Raw genomic sequence first — 16,910 nt, forward strand, 5'->3', positions numbered from 1 at the left:
AAAAGCAGCGTTACGCTGCTTTTTTCTTAACGCTGAAAGAACTCAATCCACTCGCCATCAGGACCTTCAATATAGAAGTAACGGTACCCGTTTGGAAGAGTTGTGATCTCTTCGTCGATAAATTTCGCGTTCATTCTTTCCGCTTTTGTATATTCAGCCGCGATGTCATCCGTCAGCAGGGCAATGTGGTGCACTTTTCCTTCGACGGGAAGCTCACTGCTGTAGCCTTGAATCAGTTCGATTTCTGTTTCCGGACCGTCTTCAAAGCCAAGAAAAGCAAGCTCGATTACGCCGTTCGTATGTGTGATGCGATCCTTCAATTTCATGCCGAGAACCTCTTCATAAAATGTGATGGACGCGTTGATATCCCTTACCATAATGCCTGTATGGTCAATTCGTTTTGCCATGCTGCTCCTCCTCGTAACTCTTTTTGTCTATCGTAGAAAAACCTTTCCTTTCTGTCAATGCAGACATCTTGGCGTTTTGTGGTACGATAAGAGAAAGCAAACAGAAAGAGGACGAAATATATGAAGCTACTCACCCTAAAGAAAGCACATGCTGCAAAAATCAAAAAAGGCTATCCGCTCATCGAAAAGGAAGCTCTCGCAGGGAGTGCGGGGCACGTGAAAGAAGGAGACCTCGTTGATATCGTGTCTGAGAGCGGCGAGTTTCTTGCGCGGGGGTATTATGGCCTGCAAAACAAAGGGGTCGGCTGGACGCTTACCCGCAATAAGAATGAACAGATTGACCAAGCATTTTTTCTCAGCAAATTAACAAAAGCGGTTCAAGCGCGTGCCAAACTTTTCGCGGCCCAAGATACTACCGCTTTCCGCATGTTCAATGGTGAGGGAGACGGCGTTGGCGGCATCACGATTGACTATTATGACGGCTATCTGCTGGTTCAATGGTACAGCAAAGGCATTTACGCCTTTAAAGACATGCTGATTTCCGCTTTGGATGAGCTGGAACTGAACTATAAAGCCATTTACGAGAAAAAACGCTTCGACACGGCGGGACAATATGTTGAAGATGATGACTTCGTGAAGGGGGAAAGAGGCGAGTTCCCAATCATCATTCTGGAAAATGGCATTCAATACGCGGTGGATCTGAATGAAGGCGCCATGACGGGCATCTTTTTGGATCAGAGACATGTGCGCAAGGTGATCAGAGACCGCTATGCAAAAGGAAAAACAGTGTTAAATACGTTTTCTTATACGGGGGCATTCTCCGTGGCAGCGGCGCTTGGCGGAGCGGAGAAAACAACAAGCGTAGACGTGGCAAACCGGAGCCTTGCCAAAACGATTGAGCAATTCAGCGTGAACAAGCTGGATTACGAGGCACACGACATTAAAGTGATGGACGTGTTTAACTATTTTTCATATGCCGCGAAAAAGGATCTGCGCTTTGATCTGATTATTCTCGACCCGCCTTCCTTTGCGCGTACAAAAAAACGCACCTTCAGCGCGGCCAAGGATTATAAAAACCTGCTGAAGGAAACGGTCGCCATCACAGATGACAAGGGCATCATCGTTGCTTCCACAAACAGCAGCGCCTTCGGCATGAAGAAATTCAAAGGCTTTATTGATGCCGCCTTTAAAGAAACAAATGAACGCTACACCATCATTGAGGAATTTACACTGCCGGAGGATTTTAAAACGATTTCGGCTTTTCCGGAAGGCAACTACCTAAAAGTGGTCTTTCTGCAGAAAAAATAAAGAAAAAAGCTGCCCTGTTCAGGAGCAGCTTTTTTTATGTAGAAATGATCTGCTGGACGCGGCCGATGCGGCCATCTTCAAGCCGTACTTTAATGCCGTGCGGATGAAAGCTTGATTTCGTCAAAATATCCTTCACTGTCCCTCTCGTCAGTTTTCCCGTTTTTTGATCTGCTTTCAATACAATATCAACCTGTAATCCTTTCGAAATGCTGCTTCGCTCTTGTCCGTTCATAGCGTACATCCCCTTTCCTTTTGTTCATTATAGTCATTATGGTTTAAAAGTAACAGCCGGCTGATGAAGTGTATTTTTGTTTTTTTCAGCCTTCATTAAATATAATGTCAGCCCAAAGCCTGCTATGCTCAGAATGCCAAAAAGCAAGTAGACTGCGAAGATTGACACGTAGTCAAAAATGTATCCGCCTGTAAATGTACAGAACCAGTTGCCGAATCCATTGCCGATGGCGGCGTACATGGTCAGCGCCGTCGCTTCAACGTGGCTTGGCGTAATCTTTTTTACATATTGAAGCGCCGCCGGGATAAATAAACCGATCGCAACTCCCTGAAGAAAGACCGTCGCATAAATAATCCATAATGAAGGCGCTGTGAAATAGAGCGCCCACCTGAATAATGAGACCCCGCCTGACAGCATAATGACGTTGAGCAGCCCCATTTTATCTATAAATGTTTGGGCAAATCGCATAAATGGAATTTCCGAAATGACGCCGATGAAAAATAAAATGCCGATAGCGGAAAGTGACGCGCCGCTTTTGTCCAGAAAAAGACTGAAATACGTATTGTTCGCTAAGTTTGGAGCAAATGTCGTAAAGGTGATGATCATAAAGATGAGGAACGTTTTGTTGCTGATAAGCTCCCGGAATCCTTTGCGGATATTGACCTTTGTTTTTGTTTTCTGCTGGCCAGGCATTTGTGAGGCCAATATGGCGGCGATGCACAGAAAGGCACAGCCAAAGATAAAGATCACGTGAATGGGGTACAGCTGATTCGTTACCTGTCCCATGGCAAACACTGCGATGCCGAAGCCGAGAGAACCAAACAGGCGAATTCCGCCGTAGTTGCCGTTTGTTTCTTGAGTGTACCTTAGTGAAATGCTGTCCGATAATGGAATAATCGTGCTTTGAAAGGCTGCAAAACAGGCCGCGATTAAAATAAACAGAGGAAAGCCGTCAAATGCAATATAGCCTAATCCAATGATGCCTGTGATTGATGTGCAAACCGCCAGCAGGATTTTCGTTTTTTGCGTATAGTCACTCAGCATGCCCCAAAACGGCTGAAAGAAAATCATCACAATCGGACCGAGTGACATGATCAAGCCGACCTGTGATCCGCTTACATGCTGTTCTTTCGTTAAATACATACTGAGTAAGGGGATAATGCTGCCCGTGCCGAGAAAAGCAAACAAATAAAATCCTTTTAACGCGGCGTAATGCCGTCTCACCTGCAAGTTGTGCATGGGGTGCCTCCTTTGGTATCCACAAATTACATTATATTGGAATTCGCCAGCTTTTCAATAAGGGGAAGCACATAAAAAAAACTGCCCTTGAGAGGACAGTTTTTTCTTACATAAATGAAAGTAAAAACGGCGCCGCGCAAAGCGTCATAATCGCAGCTAAGATCATCGACACACTGGAAATCGTGCCGGACACAGAGCTAAGCTCAAATGCTTTTGACGTTCCCGCTCCGTGTGCGCTTGTACCAAGCAGCACGCCCCGCGCGATTTCATTATCAATGCGGAAATAGCGGATGACCATCGGGCCGATCACTGTGCCTAACAAAGCGGTCAAAATCACAAATACGGCTGTGACGGCAGGCATTCCGCCGATCATTTCCGATACGTTCATTGCGATCGGCGTTGTCACTGATCTCGGGACGAGGCTATCAATTAAGCCGGTGCCGAGGTGAAGCCATTTCGCAATAAGAGCGGTTGAAATAATCGCGATGCATGAACCGACGGCCACGTTCAAAATAATTTCCACTGCGTATTTCTTTAAAACAGGGAAATATTTATATAGCGGGATCGCGAATGCCACGGTAGCTGGCTGAAGCATATCGGTCAGCAATTCGCCGCCGAGATTATATGACTCGTACGGGACATTCACCAGCAGCAGCAGACCGACTAACACAGCGGGCGTCACCAATAGCGGCGACGTATAGACACGCGGAAAGCGTTGATATACTTTTTTTGCTCCTAAATACACCAAAACCGTTAAAAGCAAACTTACAATTCCGATGAACACGTATGCTTTTTCTCCTTTCTTTTTGCAATGATTTGTGTAAGCGTTCCTGTAGACACCATCACGACAAACGTGCTGATGATGACAACAAGCAGAATGCTGACACCAAATTTCGACATAATGTCTCCGTATTCAATCACTCCGACGGCAGACGGGATAAAAAATAAAAGCAGCTCCCCGAGAAGCCACGCAGCGCCAAGCTCTATCCATTCAAGCTTGATGATCTTAAAGTGTAATAATGTGAAAAGAATCACAATCCCAATTATACTGCCGGGAATATTTATATGAAGAAGGGCTGTCACCCAATTAATCAGCCGAGCAAATATAAATAACAGAGCGATTTGAATAACGGTTAGCAACAGTTTTTTCATATTGATGCCTCCCTTATATTCATATTGTACATAAGGTCTCGCTATAGGTAAAATATATATAAAGAATAATAAGTATTCCTTTTGTCTATAGAAAGGGTGAAGCACATGGATATCCGCCATTTAACATATTTCTTGGAAGTCGCCCGTTTAAAAAGCTTTACGAAGGCTTCCCAATCCCTTTATGTTTCTCAGCCGACGATATCAAAAATGATCAAAAATTTAGAAGAAGAGCTCGGGATTGAACTGTTTTACCGAAACGGCAGGCAGGTGGAACTGACTGACGCCGGCCAGAGCATGTATGTGCAGGCGCAGGAAATTATAAAATCATTTCAAAACCTGACGTCAGAATTAAATGATATTATGGAGGTCAAGAAAGGACACGTGCGGATCGGACTGCCGCCGATGATCGGATCAGGATTTTTCCCAAGAGTGCTCGGGGATTTTCGTGAAAACTATCCGAATATCACCTTTCAGCTAGTCGAAGACGGTTCTATAAAAGTCCAAGATGGCGTTGGGGACGGCTCTCTTGATATCGGCGTTGTGGTTCTTCCTGCAAATGAAGATATTTTTCATTCGTTTACAATCGTAAAAGAAACCTTAATGCTTGTCGTTCACCCTTCCCACAGGCTGGCAGACGAAAAAGAGTGCAGGCTGCGTGAGTTGAAGGACGAGCCTTTTATTTTCTTCAGGGAGGATTTTGTCCTGCACAATCGAATTATGACGGAATGTATCAAGGCTGGATTCAGGCCTCATATCATTTATGAAACCTCGCAATGGGATTTTATCAGTGAGATGGTGTCAGCCAACCTTGGAATCGGGCTTTTGCCGGAACGAATCTGCCGCGGACTTGACCCGGAAAAAGTAAAAGTCATTCCGCTTGTCGATCCGGTCATCCCTTGGCACCTCGCCATTATTTGGAGAAAGGACCGTTACTTGCCCTTTGCGGCCAGAGCTTGGCTCGAACATACGAAATCGTATTTATGGGACCCGAAAAAAGATAGTAAAGGATGATGCAAACATGGATGCACAATCAGCAGCAAAATGTCTTACTGCTGTCCGCCAGCATAGCCCTCTGGTGCACAGCATAACCAATAATGTCGTAACGAATTTTACAGCAAACGGCCTGCTCGCCTTCGGCGCATCACCGGTTATGGCGTACGCGAAAGAAGAGGTCGCCGACATGGCGAAGATTGCGGGTGCGCTCGTTTTGAATATTGGAACGCTGAGCAAGGAATCAGTCGAAGCGATGATCATCGCGGGTAAATCAGCCAATGAACATGGCGTCCCTGTCATTCTTGATCCTGTCGGGGCTGGAGCAACACCGTTCCGTACTGAATCGGCGCGTGACATCATTCGTGAGGTGCGTCTCGCTGCGATCAGAGGAAACGCGGCGGAAATTGCCCATACCGTCGGCGTGACCGATTGGCTGATCAAAGGCGTTGATGCGGGAGAAGGCGGAGGCGACATCATCCGGCTGGCCCAGCAGGCGGCACAAAAACTCAACACGGTCATTGCCATTACTGGCGAAGTCGATGTCATAGCCGACACGTCAAACGTATATACCCTTCATAACGGCCACAAGCTGCTGACGAAAGTGACAGGCGCCGGATGCCTGCTGACGTCTGTTGTCGGTGCGTTTTGTGCTGTGGAAGAAAATCCATTGTTTGCTGCTATTGCTGCCATTTCTTCGTATGGTGTTGCAGCTCAGCTTGCCGCACAGCAGACAGCTGACAAAGGTCCGGGAAGCTTTCAGATTGAATTGCTGAACAAGCTTTCATCTGTTACTGAACAAGATGTCCAAGAACTGGCGACAATAGAAAGGGTGACTGTCTCATGACACGTATTTCTCGGGAAATGATGAAAGAGTTATTATCTGTTTACTTCATTATGGGGTCGAACAATACGAAAGCCGATCCTGTCACTGTCGTACAAAAAGCGTTAAAAGGCGGCGCCACTCTTTACCAATTTCGTGAAAAGGGCGGGGACGCGCTGGCAGGGGAGGCGCGGATTGAATTCGCTAAAAACGTGCAGGAAGCCTGCCGTGAAGCCGGTGTTCCATTCATAGTCAATGATGATGTGGAGCTGGCCCTGACGCTGAAGGCTGACGGTATACACATCGGCCAGGAAGACGCCAGCGCAAAAGAAGTAAGAGACGCTATAGGCGATATGATTCTTGGCGTTTCCGCCCATACAATGTCTGAGGTGAAGCAAGCTGAAGAAGATGGCGCGGATTATGTCGGACTCGGGCCAATCTATCCGACAGAAACGAAAAAGGATACGAGAGCCGTACAGGGTGTATCTCTTATCGAAGCGGTTCGCCGCCAAGGCATCGGCATACCAATTGTGGGCATCGGCGGCATCACAATCGAAAATGCCGCTCCTGTTATCCAAGCGGGGGCCGACGGTGTCAGTATGATCAGCGCCATCAGTCAGGCGGAGGATCCAGAAGGTGCCGCACGCAAGTTTCATGAAGAAATTCAAACGTATAAAGCGGGAAGATAAACGTTGTTTTCCATTCAAAAGGCTGTCCTGTAAAGGACAGCCTTTTTGCTGTGGCATCAAGGTTTTCAGACCTTCAAATTTTAATTGACAAAGAACAGGAACTGGCTATGATTATGATATACAATGATAATCATTTTCAGTTATAGGAGGAACATGATGGCTCGGGGGCTGGCACTTATTTTATTCAGCTTGTTGATGGTTTTCGGTTCTGCGGCACATGCGGAAGACGATCCGATCGCTGCACTGATTCAATTAAACAAGCAAATGATCGAATCTGTAAAAGACGGAGATATAGACTCGGCACAACAAACATTTGAAACATTCAAGGCGAAGTGGAAAAAAGAAGAACCTTCTATTAAAAAGGAAAATCTTTCTTCCCACAGCAAAATGGACTCGAATATCGCGATGATTTCTCTTTCTTTCATCAATCAAGACGCAGACAAGCTCAAAACGCAGCTTGAAGAGCTTTCTTCTCATTTAGGAACCTATCAGCAGGCTGTCGTGCTGAAAAAGACATCCTCGGGTCAATCAAGGGCGTCCTTAACAGCCTATATACAAAGCTTAAAAGACACAAAACAGCTAATACAAAAAAACCAATTGGATCAAGCATCATCCGCAATCGACAATTTAATTACATCCTGGCTCGCTGTTGAGGGGGACGTCGTTTCCCAATCGAAGGAAGCCTATACGACATCAGAGGAAAACCTGGCGCTGATGAAGGCTGAAATCGACAGTCATCCCGAAAAGGTATCAAAGCAAATTGACGAAATGATTCAATTGCTCGAGCCAATCGCTTCAAGCAGCTATAGCTGGTGGGATGCGGCACTCATTCCGATTCGTGAAGGGATGGAGGCCCTGCTTGTTATCGGGGCGCTTTTAACCATGACAAAAAAAGCCCGTGTCACGCGTTCCTCTACATGGATCTGGGGCGGAGCATCCGCCGGCATGGTTGTTTCCTTGGCAGCCGGCATAGGTGTCACGCTTCTGTTCTCCTCCAACATATTCGGGGAAAACAATTTCTTGCTTGGCGGGGTCACCGGCGTGCTGTCTGCTGTCATGCTTTTGTATGTAGGAGTATGGCTGCACAGAAATGCCTCAATGGACAAATGGAGAGAAAAAATCAATACCCAGAAGTCACAGGCCCTGAAAAAACGAAGTCTGCTTTCCTTCGGCCTGATCGCATTTCTGGCAGTGGTGAGAGAAGGGCTTGAAACGGTCATCTTTTTCATCGGGCTTGTCGGGAAGCTGCCGCTCACTGAACTGATTGGCGGAACTGCCGCGGGGCTTATCGTTCTCGTTATCGTCGGTGTTCTCATGATTAAGCTCGGAATGCGTATCCCATTGAAGCCGTTTTTCCTGCTGTCCATGGCGGTCGTCCTGTATATGTGCGTGAAATTTCTCGGAACAGGCGTTCACAGCCTGCAGCTGGCGGGCATTCTCCCGTCTGATGCAGAGAGTTGGCTGCCGTCTGTATCGGTGCTTGGAATTTATCCGTCCGTGTACAGCACGGTTCCGCAATTGCTGATTTTACTCTTTTTACTGATTGCGCTTGTCTCAGAAGCGGCAAAACATTTTACAAACGGAAAGGAACTGACGAAATGAATTTCACAAAAATCGCTGTATCAGCCGGCTGCATCCTTGCGCTGTGCGCAGGCTGCGGAGCCAATGACACATCCTCAACCAAAGAAAAAGCTTCATCTGAAAAAAGCGGGGTCAGCAAAGAGATCGCCGCATCCGTAGATAAAATGGAAACCATCATTTCCAAGCTGAATGATTCAGCGGAAAAAGGAGACCAAAAGGAAATTGAAAAGAAGGGGAAAGAGCTAAACAGCTACTGGCTTTCCTTTGAAAATGATATCCGCGGCGACTATCCATTCGAATATACAGAAATCGAAAAGCACCTTCAGCCCATCTATACAGAAGCACAGAAAGACAAACCGGATACAGACAAAATCAAGACAGAATCCGAGTCACTGAAATCGTCCTTAGAAGACCTGACAGAAGCGAAGAAGAGCAGCAAAAAGGCAAGCGATCAGCTGGAAAAAGCAGCGGACGAATATAAAAACTATGTCAAAGAGCAGAGCGATCAGCTTGTAAAAGCGACTGAAGCATTTACAAGCGCTGTGAAATCCGGCGATATCGAAAAGTCTAAAACGTTATATGCGAAAGCGCGTGTTTATTATGAGCGAATTGAACCGATCGCTGAAAGCCTTGGTGACCTTGATCCGAAAATTGACGCCCGTGAAAACGATGTAGAAGAAGGAGACAAATGGACAGGTTTCCACAAGCTTGAGAAAGCCATTTGGAAGGATCAAGATATTTCCGGGGAAAAGGCAACGGCTGACCAGCTTCTCAAGGATGTAAAAGAGCTTGACGGTTCAATTGAAGCACTGAAATTAACACCTGAACAAATTGTAGCAGGCGCGATGGAGCTTCTGAACGAAGCCGGCATTTCGAAAATCACGGGAGAAGAAGAGCGCTACTCACGAATCGATTTAGTCGACCTCATGGCGAATGTGGAAGGCTCCGAAGCTGTTTATCAAACAGTGAAAAGCGCGCTTGTAAAAGATCACTCTGACCTGACGGAAAAACTGGATACGGAGTTCAGCGAATTTGAAGTTTTAATGGCAAAATACAAAACAAATGATCAGTCCTATACGTCTTATGATAAATTAAGTGAAGATCAAATCAGAGAGCTGAGCACAAAGCTGACGACTCTTTCTGAAACCATGTCGAAGATTGCGAATGTGCTATAAAAGGAGTTTTGTAACAGCATGAGCGATGAACAAAAAAAGCCAGAACAAATTCATAGACGGGACATCCTAAAATGGGGAGCGATGGCAGGCGCGGCCGTTGCGATCGGTGCCAGCGGACTCGGCGGTCTCGCTCCGCTTGTTCAGACCGCGGCTAAGTCGTCGAAAAAGGATGAAAAAGAGGATGAGCAGGTTGTTCCGTTTTACGGAAAGCATCAGGCCGGAATCACAACTGCCCATCAGACGTATGCCTATTTTGCGGCGCTGGATGTAACTGCAAAAGAGAAGAGCGACATCATTACATTATTCAGAAACTGGACAAGTCTGACACAGATGCTGACGTCTGGAAAGAAAATGTCAGCTGAGCAGAAAAATCAATATCTGCCGCCGCAGGATACAGGTGAATCGGTTGATTTATCCCCTTCCAATTTAACGGTCACATTCGGATTTGGGCCTGGCTTTTTTGAAAAAGACGGAAAGGACCGCTTTGGGCTGAAAAACAAAAAACCGAAGCATCTTGCCGCTCTTCCAGCGATGCCGAATGACAATCTGGATGAGAAGCAGGGAGGCGGAGACATCTGCATTCAAGTATGCGCAGACGATGAACAAGTGGCGTTTCACGCACTGCGGAACCTGCTGAATCAAGCGGTCGGAACCTGTGAGGTCCGCTTTGTGAACAAAGGCTTTTTAAGCGGAGGAAAAAATGGTGAAACGCCGCGCAACCTCTTCGGGTTTAAAGATGGAACAGGCAACCAGAGCATGAAGGATGACACCTTGATGAACTCGATCGTGTGGATTCAGTCCGGTGAACCCGACTGGATGACGGGCGGTACCTATATGGCCTTTCGGAAAATCAAAATGTTCCTTGAGATATGGGACCGCTCTTCCCTCAAGGATCAAGAGGATACCTTCGGCCGCAGAAAAAGCTCGGGAGCGCCTTTTGGCCAGAAAAAAGAAACAGACCCCGTGAAGCTGAATCAAATCCCGGCAAATTCACACGTTAACCTTGCGAAATCTACGGGAAAACAAATTTTGCGAAGAGCTTTCTCTTACACAGAAGGACTTGATCCGAAAACCGGCTATATGGATGCGGGTCTCCTGTTTATCAGCTTTCAAAAAAATCCCGACAATCAGTTCATCCCCATGCTGAAGGCTCTTTCAGCAAAGGATGCGTTAAACGAATACACGCAAACAATCGGTTCTGCTTTATATGCATGCCCAGGCGGCTGCAAAAAAGGAGAATATATTGCCCAGCGTTTGCTGGAATCATAAAAGAAGCCTTTACAGGCTTCTTTCAGCGTGTCGACAAACCCTCGCATTCGTTGTCAAGCCTGTGCGTTGGTGCTCACGAATTAGAGCATTCGCTCCGCTCCAATGCTCGGCTTTCCTAGACTTCAAGGGTTTTCAATCACGCTGAAAGGATGACAAAATCCTAAATCGTTTTAGGATTTTGTCAACAATCTGAAAGAAGCCTTATCGGCTTCTTTTTTAAAAAAACAGTTGTAACTTTTATTGTTACAGTTTAAAATCAATCTATACGAAAGGAGATTATCATGACAGTACACATCAAAGTTTATTCAGATTACGTCTGCCCATTTTGCTTCATTGGAAAAGCCGCTTTTGAAGAAGCGATAAAAGGAAAGGATGTTGACGTCGAGTGGATGCCGTTTGAACTGCGCCCAAGCCCATCTCCACAGCTTGACCCGGTCAATGATCCTTCCAAACAGTACATGTGGCAGACATCGATTCAGCCAATGGCGGACAAATTAGGAGTCGAGATCAATTTTCCAAACGTCTCGCCTCATCCATATACAGGTTTGGCGTTTGAAGGCTTTCACTTTGCAAAGGAATTTGATAAAGGACATGAATACAACACCCGTGTCTTTCAAGCATTTTTCCAAGAGGGCCAAAATATTGGCGACATTGACATCTTGACGAAGCTTGCCGAGGAAGTGGGACTAGACGGAGCCTCATTCAAATCCGCACTGGAATCAAGAACATATCAGGACGTACAGCGCCAAGCCTTAAAGCACGCCTATGAAGAGGCTGACATCACAGCCGTTCCAACTTTTATCATTGGCGACACCGTCATTCCGGGAGCAGCCGGCAAGGACGTATTTGAAAAAGCAATTTCTGACGAACAGCAGAAAAAGTAAGAAAAAGCTCTCTATACAAGAGAGCTTTTTTACTCCTCTTCCATATGAATGCCGGTATGCGCCTTCACCTGTATTTCTGCAAACGTATCTTCATTAACCGTTTTATTTGACGACAGCACCGTTCCGAGCCACGCGCCGAGGAAGCCGAGCGGGATGGAAATAATGCCCGGATTAGAAAGCGGAATGAGCGGATCGCCGGTAAATATAGCACCTCCGGACGGGTCCCACACACTAGGGCTCATCGATACAAGCACAAGCGCGCTGATCAGGCCTGTCAGGCTGCCCCACAAAGCGCCTGTAGCATTGAATCTCTTCCAGAAGACCGTAAACACAATCAGCGGGAGGTTTGCGCTGGCCGCTACTGCAAATGCAAGTGCGACAAGGAACGCCACATTTAAGGACTGTGCGAAAATCGCAAGGAGAATCGAGAGCACCGACACGGCGACAGAAGCCCATCTGGCCGCTTTCATCTGTTCTTTTTCAGTTGCTTCTCCCTTTCTGATAATCTGGCTGTAGATATCATGGGCAAATGCTGAGGCGGCAGACAGCACCAATCCTGTCACGACAGCTAAAATGGTGGCAAAGGCGATGGCTGACACAAACGCGAACAGAAAATCTCCTCCGAGCGCTTTTGCCAAAAGCGGAGCCGCCATATTTCCCGCTTGATCAGCCGCCGTTATCGCATCAAAACCGACAAATGCAGCGGCGCCAAAGCCGAGAAACACCGTCATAATGTAAAATACACCGATAATCCATGTCGCTGAAACAACGGATGTCCGGGCCGTCTTGGCATCCTTAACGGTATAAAACCGGATCAAAATATGCGGAAGCCCGGCGGTTCCCAGCACGAGTGCCAAGTTTAACGACAAGGTCTCAAGCGGCACCTTGTATTTATTTCCGGGATTTAAGAAATCAGCGCCAAGCGGAGTGGCTGTTTTCATCTGCTCAAACATGGTATTAAGGTTAAAGCCGAATTTCGAAAACACGATGATCGAAATCACGAGTGTGCCGGCCATCAGTAAAACAGCTTTAATAATTTGAACCCAGCTTGTCGCGATCATGCCGCCAAACACGACATAAATGGTCATCAGCACCCCGACGATGAGAACCGCCGCGGTATAATCCAGCCCAAGCAGCAGTTTGATCAGCGCGCCCGCCCCCACGAGCTGGGCGATCATATAAAAAGTAGAGATGGCAATGGTATTCAGAGCCGCGACGCCGCGGATTTTCTTTTCTTTAAAACGGGCCGCAATCATGTCCGCCATCGTATACTTCCCAAGATTCCGAAGCGGTTCCGCCACGATGTACAAGACAACGAGATAAGCCACTAGAAAACCGATGCTGTAAAAGAATCCATCAAATCCATATAAAGCAATCATTCCGGCAATCCCGAGAAATGAGGCTGCAGACATGTAGTCACCGGCAATTGCCAGTCCATTCTGAACACCGGTGAGCCCGCCGCCGGCCGTATAAAACTCACTCGTTGTTTTCGTTTTCTTTGCGGCAAAATACGTGATGATAAGCGTCAGGCCGACAATCGCTAAAAATAATAGAAAGGCAGTCATATTCATGTCTGTTCACCCTTCAGATCCGCCTTTAGAGCGCTTACATATTGGTCGAAATGAGCCGCCTTTCGGGAATACACCGTACTCAGTATCCAGGTCATGGCGAATTGGGCGATGGCAAACAGCCAAGCCCATGAAACAGCCCCAATTGCCGGCTTATTCAAAAAGGTGAAATAAGACGTCAAAACAGGAAGTGAAAAATAAAAGACAAAAAAGAAAATCGCAGAAGGAACAATAAAAGCGCGTTTCTGCTTTAAAAAAGCTTGAAAAGACGGAGTTGCAGCAATCTGTTTATAATCGGCTTTGTACATGGCTATCCTCCTTTTATTCGCTAAACGTAAGCAAAAAGGTACACCAATAGGTATGTACTGAAAGTCTGATTTATGCGTTGGAGAACATCTGGAGAATGAAAAAAGAAGGAAGTCGTGAAGATAGGAACGCGAGCGGTATAAAGACAGGCGAAGGTTTTCCAGCTCGGCCGCGTATACACGAGTTTGCTTTCAAAACCTCACCGAATGCAGCTTGTTCTCAGCAAAGCTGCTGTTTACCAGAGCCCGGTTATCATGTTCGCATCACCTCTTTATGACAATGGATGTGCCAAGAGGTGATCGCATCACCGGCTGTCTGTCGTATGTTAGCTGACACACCGTTTGTCCTCAAGCTCGGCGCAGCAATTGCTTTCGAATAGAGGATATGGTGAAAACTCAGATCAGATGATAGAAAAGCCAGAGGTAATAGATCCGCCTGTTCGGATTAGTCTTGGCGGACGGTTTTTTTGTGATTATTCTTTCTCAATGCTGTCTCAGATTCTAAAAACTGTCTCACATCACGAATGCCTAACCCAATAGATCTAGCTTCTTGTATTAACATATGCCAATCTTTGTCCAAATCTTTTTTAACATGAGTTTTCATAGTAACCTCCAATTGTATAAAATGTTTTCCTGCAACATGCGGGCAATAAAGACAAGCCGGCGCGATGATGAGGCGAGTACAACAAATTTCACACATAGTTGCTCGGCGTTCACAAACTGAAGGAAAAACCACCTACCTATTCCCTAAAAAAATGACTAATATAACCAATGAACCTCATTTATAATAATAAACAATTAAATACTGACTGGATAGTATGTAATTGAAAATAAATCCTTCAGCCTATTAAATATGACCCCGGAGAAACCGAATAGCATAAGCATTCAAAGAAATAAATACCGCTAAAGATTGATCCGTTGTAAGATAAGGATAATCATACCGCCTGGAGAAAAATATGAAAAAAAACAAATTTCAAATGAAAAGAGAAGCAACCTTTGAAAGTTTTATAGACGCTGGCTTGAATTTGTTGATTGACCGAGCGTATGATCCGGTTTCTGTTGAGGATATCAGCAGAGCGGCCGGGTACAGTAAAGGAGCATTTTATGTTCATTTTGTCAGCAAGGAGGATTTTCTGCAGCATCTTCTCGAAAAACGCCAGATGAAAAAAGCGATCATCGTAGGGTATCTTGATCAAATGGAACGAACATCGGTGAAACCGCTGACATTGGACGAGGCTGCAAAACATGCCGCAGAGCTGCTTTATTCCTATTACATAAATAAGCCGTCGTGGGACATTACCTCGTTTGCCATGAATATGCCGACGTATAAAGTCCTTCAGAAATGCAAGGCCTATGTCCGGCTGTACGAATTGTGGGTGGAAGAAAATGCGTTATATATTAAGTGGCTGAAGGAGAGAAAGCTGATTGGCGCCTGTATTGATCCGGAATATACGGCTAAAATAATATGTGCAGTGCTCGACGGAATCATCAAACAATCGTATGTATTGGGCCAGCCCGCCACATTCCGCAGCTTTTTAGACGCACTCTCGGTTTTCTTTGCTCCAGACAGAGAGCACGTGAGGCCAAGAATTTTGAAAAGTTTTTCAGAAAGCGAGGAACATCAGTGAAGTATAGAGAAATGATTATGTATATCATTATGGGGGTTTTCACAACCATTGTGAACATCGCCAGCTTTTATATATTGGTAGAGATCATGAATATGGATTACAAAGCCGCCACTGTCGCCGCTTGGATTTTGTCCGTGCTGTTTGCATACATAACAAATAAATTATATGTGTTTCAGCAAAAAACACATGACCTGCAGAGCCTGCTGAAAGAGATCACTGCCTTTTTCAGCGTTCGGGTCCTGTCTCTCGGCATAGATTTAGGCATGATGATCATTCTTGTCGGCCAGTTCAATACAAATGAAACCTTGGCCAAAATACTCGACAACGCGGTCATCGTTGTCGTCAACTATGCTGCAAGCAAATGGCTCGTCTTTAAAAAGACAAAAGAAGAAGGGGTATGACAGGGGACAGCAGCATATGATCTATCGTTTTCGCTGAAGACATAAGGGGAAATAAAAAAATAAAAACCATGAAAGGTGATTGCACATGCGGGAAGAGCTAAAGGGGATATTTGCAAGTGTATTCGGAGAAAAAGAGGGGTTACGGTTTTTTTTCGCACCTGGAAGAGTGAATCTGATTGGAGAACATACAGACTATAACGGCGGGCATGTGTTTCCGTGCGCGCTGACAATGGGTACATATGCTGCTGTTGCAGAAAGAAACGATGGGGTTGTCCGGATGTATTCAGACAACTTTAAAGACGCAGGCATCAAAGAATGCAGCCTTGACGACATCCGCTATCAAAAAGAAGACGACTGGGCGAACTATCCGAAAGGCGTCATTTATGAATTTCAGCAAAGGGGCTATTCAGTTCCCCATGGCTTTGACATTGTATTTTCAGGGAATATTCCAAACGGGGCGGGCCTTTCGTCCTCCGCTTCTATTGAACTGCTGATGGGAGTCGTGCTCCAAAGCTATTTCCATCCTGAAGTGGATGCGCTTGAGCTTGTAAAAATGGCGCAGCATGCGGAAAACACTTTTATCGGTGTCAATTGCGGAATTATGGATCAATTTGCAATCGGAATGGGGAAAAAACATCATGCGATGCTGCTGAACTGCGACACGCTGGACTATGAATATAGCAAACTCGATGTCTCAGGCCTCGCACTGGTCATCGCGAACACGAACAAAAAAAGGACATTGGCAGACTCGAGCTATAATACAAGACGCCAAGAGTGCAATGACGCATTGCTTGATCTGCAAAAAGCACTCGATATTGTCTCGCTGGGCGACATCAAGCCCTCTGATTTCGATGCTAATTCCGGCCTGATCCAAAATGAAACGAACAGACGCCGGGCAAAGCACGCCGTATACGAAAATCACCGCGCCATCAAGACGGCCCATATGTTCAAAGAAAACAATATAGATGAAATCGGGCTGTTAATGAAGGAATCCCATCTTTCACTGAAGGATGATTATGAAGTGACCTGCCCTGAACTTGACGAGCTTGTGTTTGCGGCGTGGGAGCACGAAGGCGTGATTGGATCAAGAATGACGGGAGCTGGCTTCGGCGGCTGCACCATCAGCATTGTCAAAGATGCGTTTGTTGAAGATTTTATCCAAAAGGTTGGAGACAGGTATCAAGAAAAAACAGGGCTCAAAGCGGATTTTTATGTCGCTGATATCGGAGAAGGAGCGAGAGAACTAAAGGGGGAGTGAC

The 16,910-nt window shown here is 46.0% G+C and carries 19 protein-coding genes; 11 read left to right on the forward strand and 8 right to left on the reverse strand.

Annotated features, from left to right (window positions below; all coding sequences use genetic code 11):
* Window positions 1–26: 26 nt before the first annotated feature.
* Window positions 27–407 (reverse strand): glyoxalase GlxA, encoded by a 381-nt coding sequence (gene glxA, locus KHQ79_RS13770; protein WP_003236077.1) that lies wholly within the window; start codon window positions 405–407, stop codon window positions 27–29.
* A gap of 120 nt (window positions 408–527) precedes the next feature.
* Here glxA and KHQ79_RS13775 point away from each other — a divergent pair, with 120 nt between their 5' ends.
* On the forward strand, window positions 528–1,715 hold the full coding sequence (locus tag KHQ79_RS13775) for a class I SAM-dependent rRNA methyltransferase (protein ID WP_225515635.1): 1,188 nt from the start codon (window positions 528–530) through the stop codon (window positions 1,713–1,715).
* A gap of 34 nt (window positions 1,716–1,749) precedes the next feature.
* Here KHQ79_RS13775 and KHQ79_RS13780 read toward each other — a convergent pair whose 3' ends face one another.
* The 4 genes from KHQ79_RS13780 to KHQ79_RS13795 all read right to left on the reverse strand — a co-directional run bounded on the left by KHQ79_RS13780 (window position 1,750) and on the right by KHQ79_RS13795 (window position 4,338).
* Complete coding sequence (locus tag KHQ79_RS13780; RefSeq protein WP_003236073.1) at window positions 1,750–1,947, reverse strand: YwbE family protein; 198 nt, start codon at window positions 1,945–1,947, stop codon at window positions 1,750–1,752.
* 36 nt (window positions 1,948–1,983) lie between these two features.
* On the reverse strand, window positions 1,984–3,186 hold the full coding sequence (locus KHQ79_RS13785; RefSeq protein WP_225515637.1) for an MFS transporter: 1,203 nt from the start codon (window positions 3,184–3,186) through the stop codon (window positions 1,984–1,986).
* Window positions 3,187–3,292: 106 nt separating this feature from the next.
* Window positions 3,293–3,970 (reverse strand): CidB/LrgB family autolysis modulator, encoded by a 678-nt coding sequence (locus tag KHQ79_RS13790; protein WP_225515639.1) that lies wholly within the window; start codon window positions 3,968–3,970, stop codon window positions 3,293–3,295.
* Window positions 3,952–4,338, reverse strand: a complete 387-nt coding sequence (locus KHQ79_RS13795) for a CidA/LrgA family holin-like protein (RefSeq protein WP_003222205.1) — start codon at window positions 4,336–4,338, stop codon at window positions 3,952–3,954. Before KHQ79_RS13795 ends, KHQ79_RS13790 begins: the two co-directional genes overlap by 19 nt.
* Before the next feature lie 105 nt (window positions 4,339–4,443).
* On the opposite strand from KHQ79_RS13795, the gene cidR reads away from it, so the two are divergent.
* From cidR to KHQ79_RS13830, 7 genes are all read left to right on the forward strand, one after another.
* On the forward strand, window positions 4,444–5,349 hold the full coding sequence (gene cidR / locus KHQ79_RS13800; protein ID WP_003236063.1) for a cidABC operon transcriptional activator CidR: 906 nt from the start codon (window positions 4,444–4,446) through the stop codon (window positions 5,347–5,349).
* Window positions 5,350–5,356: 7 nt separating this feature from the next.
* Window positions 5,357–6,175, forward strand: a complete 819-nt coding sequence (thiM, locus tag KHQ79_RS13805; RefSeq protein ID WP_225515641.1) for a hydroxyethylthiazole kinase — start codon at window positions 5,357–5,359, stop codon at window positions 6,173–6,175.
* The gene (gene thiE / locus KHQ79_RS13810; protein WP_019259827.1) at window positions 6,172–6,840 is read left to right on the forward strand and encodes a thiamine phosphate synthase; all 669 of its coding nucleotides are present in this window, start codon (window positions 6,172–6,174) and stop codon (window positions 6,838–6,840) included. The genes thiM and thiE overlap by 4 nt, the downstream gene beginning before the upstream one ends.
* Window positions 6,841–6,996: 156 nt before the next feature.
* Window positions 6,997–8,442, forward strand: a complete 1,446-nt coding sequence (gene efeU / locus KHQ79_RS13815) for a ferrous ion permease EfeU (RefSeq protein WP_225515643.1) — start codon at window positions 6,997–6,999, stop codon at window positions 8,440–8,442.
* Entirely contained in the window at window positions 8,439–9,596 is a 1,158-nt protein-coding gene (gene efeM / locus KHQ79_RS13820) for an iron uptake system protein EfeO (protein WP_225515645.1), read from the forward strand. Before efeU ends, efeM begins: the two co-directional genes overlap by 4 nt.
* An 18-nt stretch (window positions 9,597–9,614) precedes the next feature.
* Window positions 9,615–10,865, forward strand: coding sequence for an iron uptake transporter deferrochelatase/peroxidase subunit (efeB, locus tag KHQ79_RS13825; protein ID WP_225515647.1), 1,251 nt, complete (start codon window positions 9,615–9,617; stop codon window positions 10,863–10,865).
* A 281-nt stretch (window positions 10,866–11,146) separates the two neighbouring features.
* A complete protein-coding gene (locus tag KHQ79_RS13830; protein WP_133485548.1) occupies window positions 11,147–11,749 on the forward strand; it encodes a DsbA family oxidoreductase in 603 nt (200 codons plus the stop codon).
* A 29-nt stretch (window positions 11,750–11,778) separates the two neighbouring features.
* Here KHQ79_RS13830 and KHQ79_RS13835 read toward each other — a convergent pair whose 3' ends face one another.
* The 3 genes from KHQ79_RS13835 to slrA form a co-directional block, all read right to left on the reverse strand.
* A complete protein-coding gene (locus KHQ79_RS13835; RefSeq protein ID WP_225515649.1) occupies window positions 11,779–13,320 on the reverse strand; it encodes a solute symporter family protein in 1,542 nt (513 codons plus the stop codon).
* Window positions 13,317–13,625 carry a DUF485 domain-containing protein gene (locus KHQ79_RS13840; protein ID WP_225515651.1) on the reverse strand — a complete coding sequence of 103 codons (309 nt, stop codon included), beginning with the start codon at window positions 13,623–13,625 and terminating at the stop codon, window positions 13,317–13,319. Before KHQ79_RS13840 ends, KHQ79_RS13835 begins: the two co-directional genes overlap by 4 nt.
* A gap of 442 nt (window positions 13,626–14,067) precedes the next feature.
* Window positions 14,068–14,226, reverse strand: a complete 159-nt coding sequence (gene slrA, locus KHQ79_RS13845) for a transcriptional regulator SlrA (RefSeq protein WP_003236045.1) — start codon at window positions 14,224–14,226, stop codon at window positions 14,068–14,070.
* Window positions 14,227–14,578: 352 nt separating this feature from the next.
* On the opposite strand from slrA, the gene KHQ79_RS13850 reads away from it, so the two are divergent.
* The 3 genes from KHQ79_RS13850 (at window position 14,579) to KHQ79_RS13860 (ending at window position 16,909) form a co-directional block, all read left to right on the forward strand.
* Complete coding sequence (locus tag KHQ79_RS13850; RefSeq protein WP_003236042.1) at window positions 14,579–15,250, forward strand: TetR/AcrR family transcriptional regulator; 672 nt, start codon at window positions 14,579–14,581, stop codon at window positions 15,248–15,250.
* Between the two features lie 17 nt (window positions 15,251–15,267).
* Complete coding sequence (locus tag KHQ79_RS13855; protein WP_003236040.1) at window positions 15,268–15,651, forward strand: GtrA family protein; 384 nt, start codon at window positions 15,268–15,270, stop codon at window positions 15,649–15,651.
* An 85-nt stretch (window positions 15,652–15,736) separates the two neighbouring features.
* Complete coding sequence (locus KHQ79_RS13860) at window positions 15,737–16,909, forward strand: galactokinase (RefSeq protein WP_088111843.1); 1,173 nt, start codon at window positions 15,737–15,739, stop codon at window positions 16,907–16,909.
* Window position 16,910 lies beyond the last annotated feature (1 nt).

It is taken from the genome of Bacillus sp. TSO22, from assembly GCF_020223595.1.
Taxonomy (GTDB): domain Bacteria; phylum Bacillota; class Bacilli; order Bacillales; family Bacillaceae; genus Bacillus; species Bacillus inaquosorum.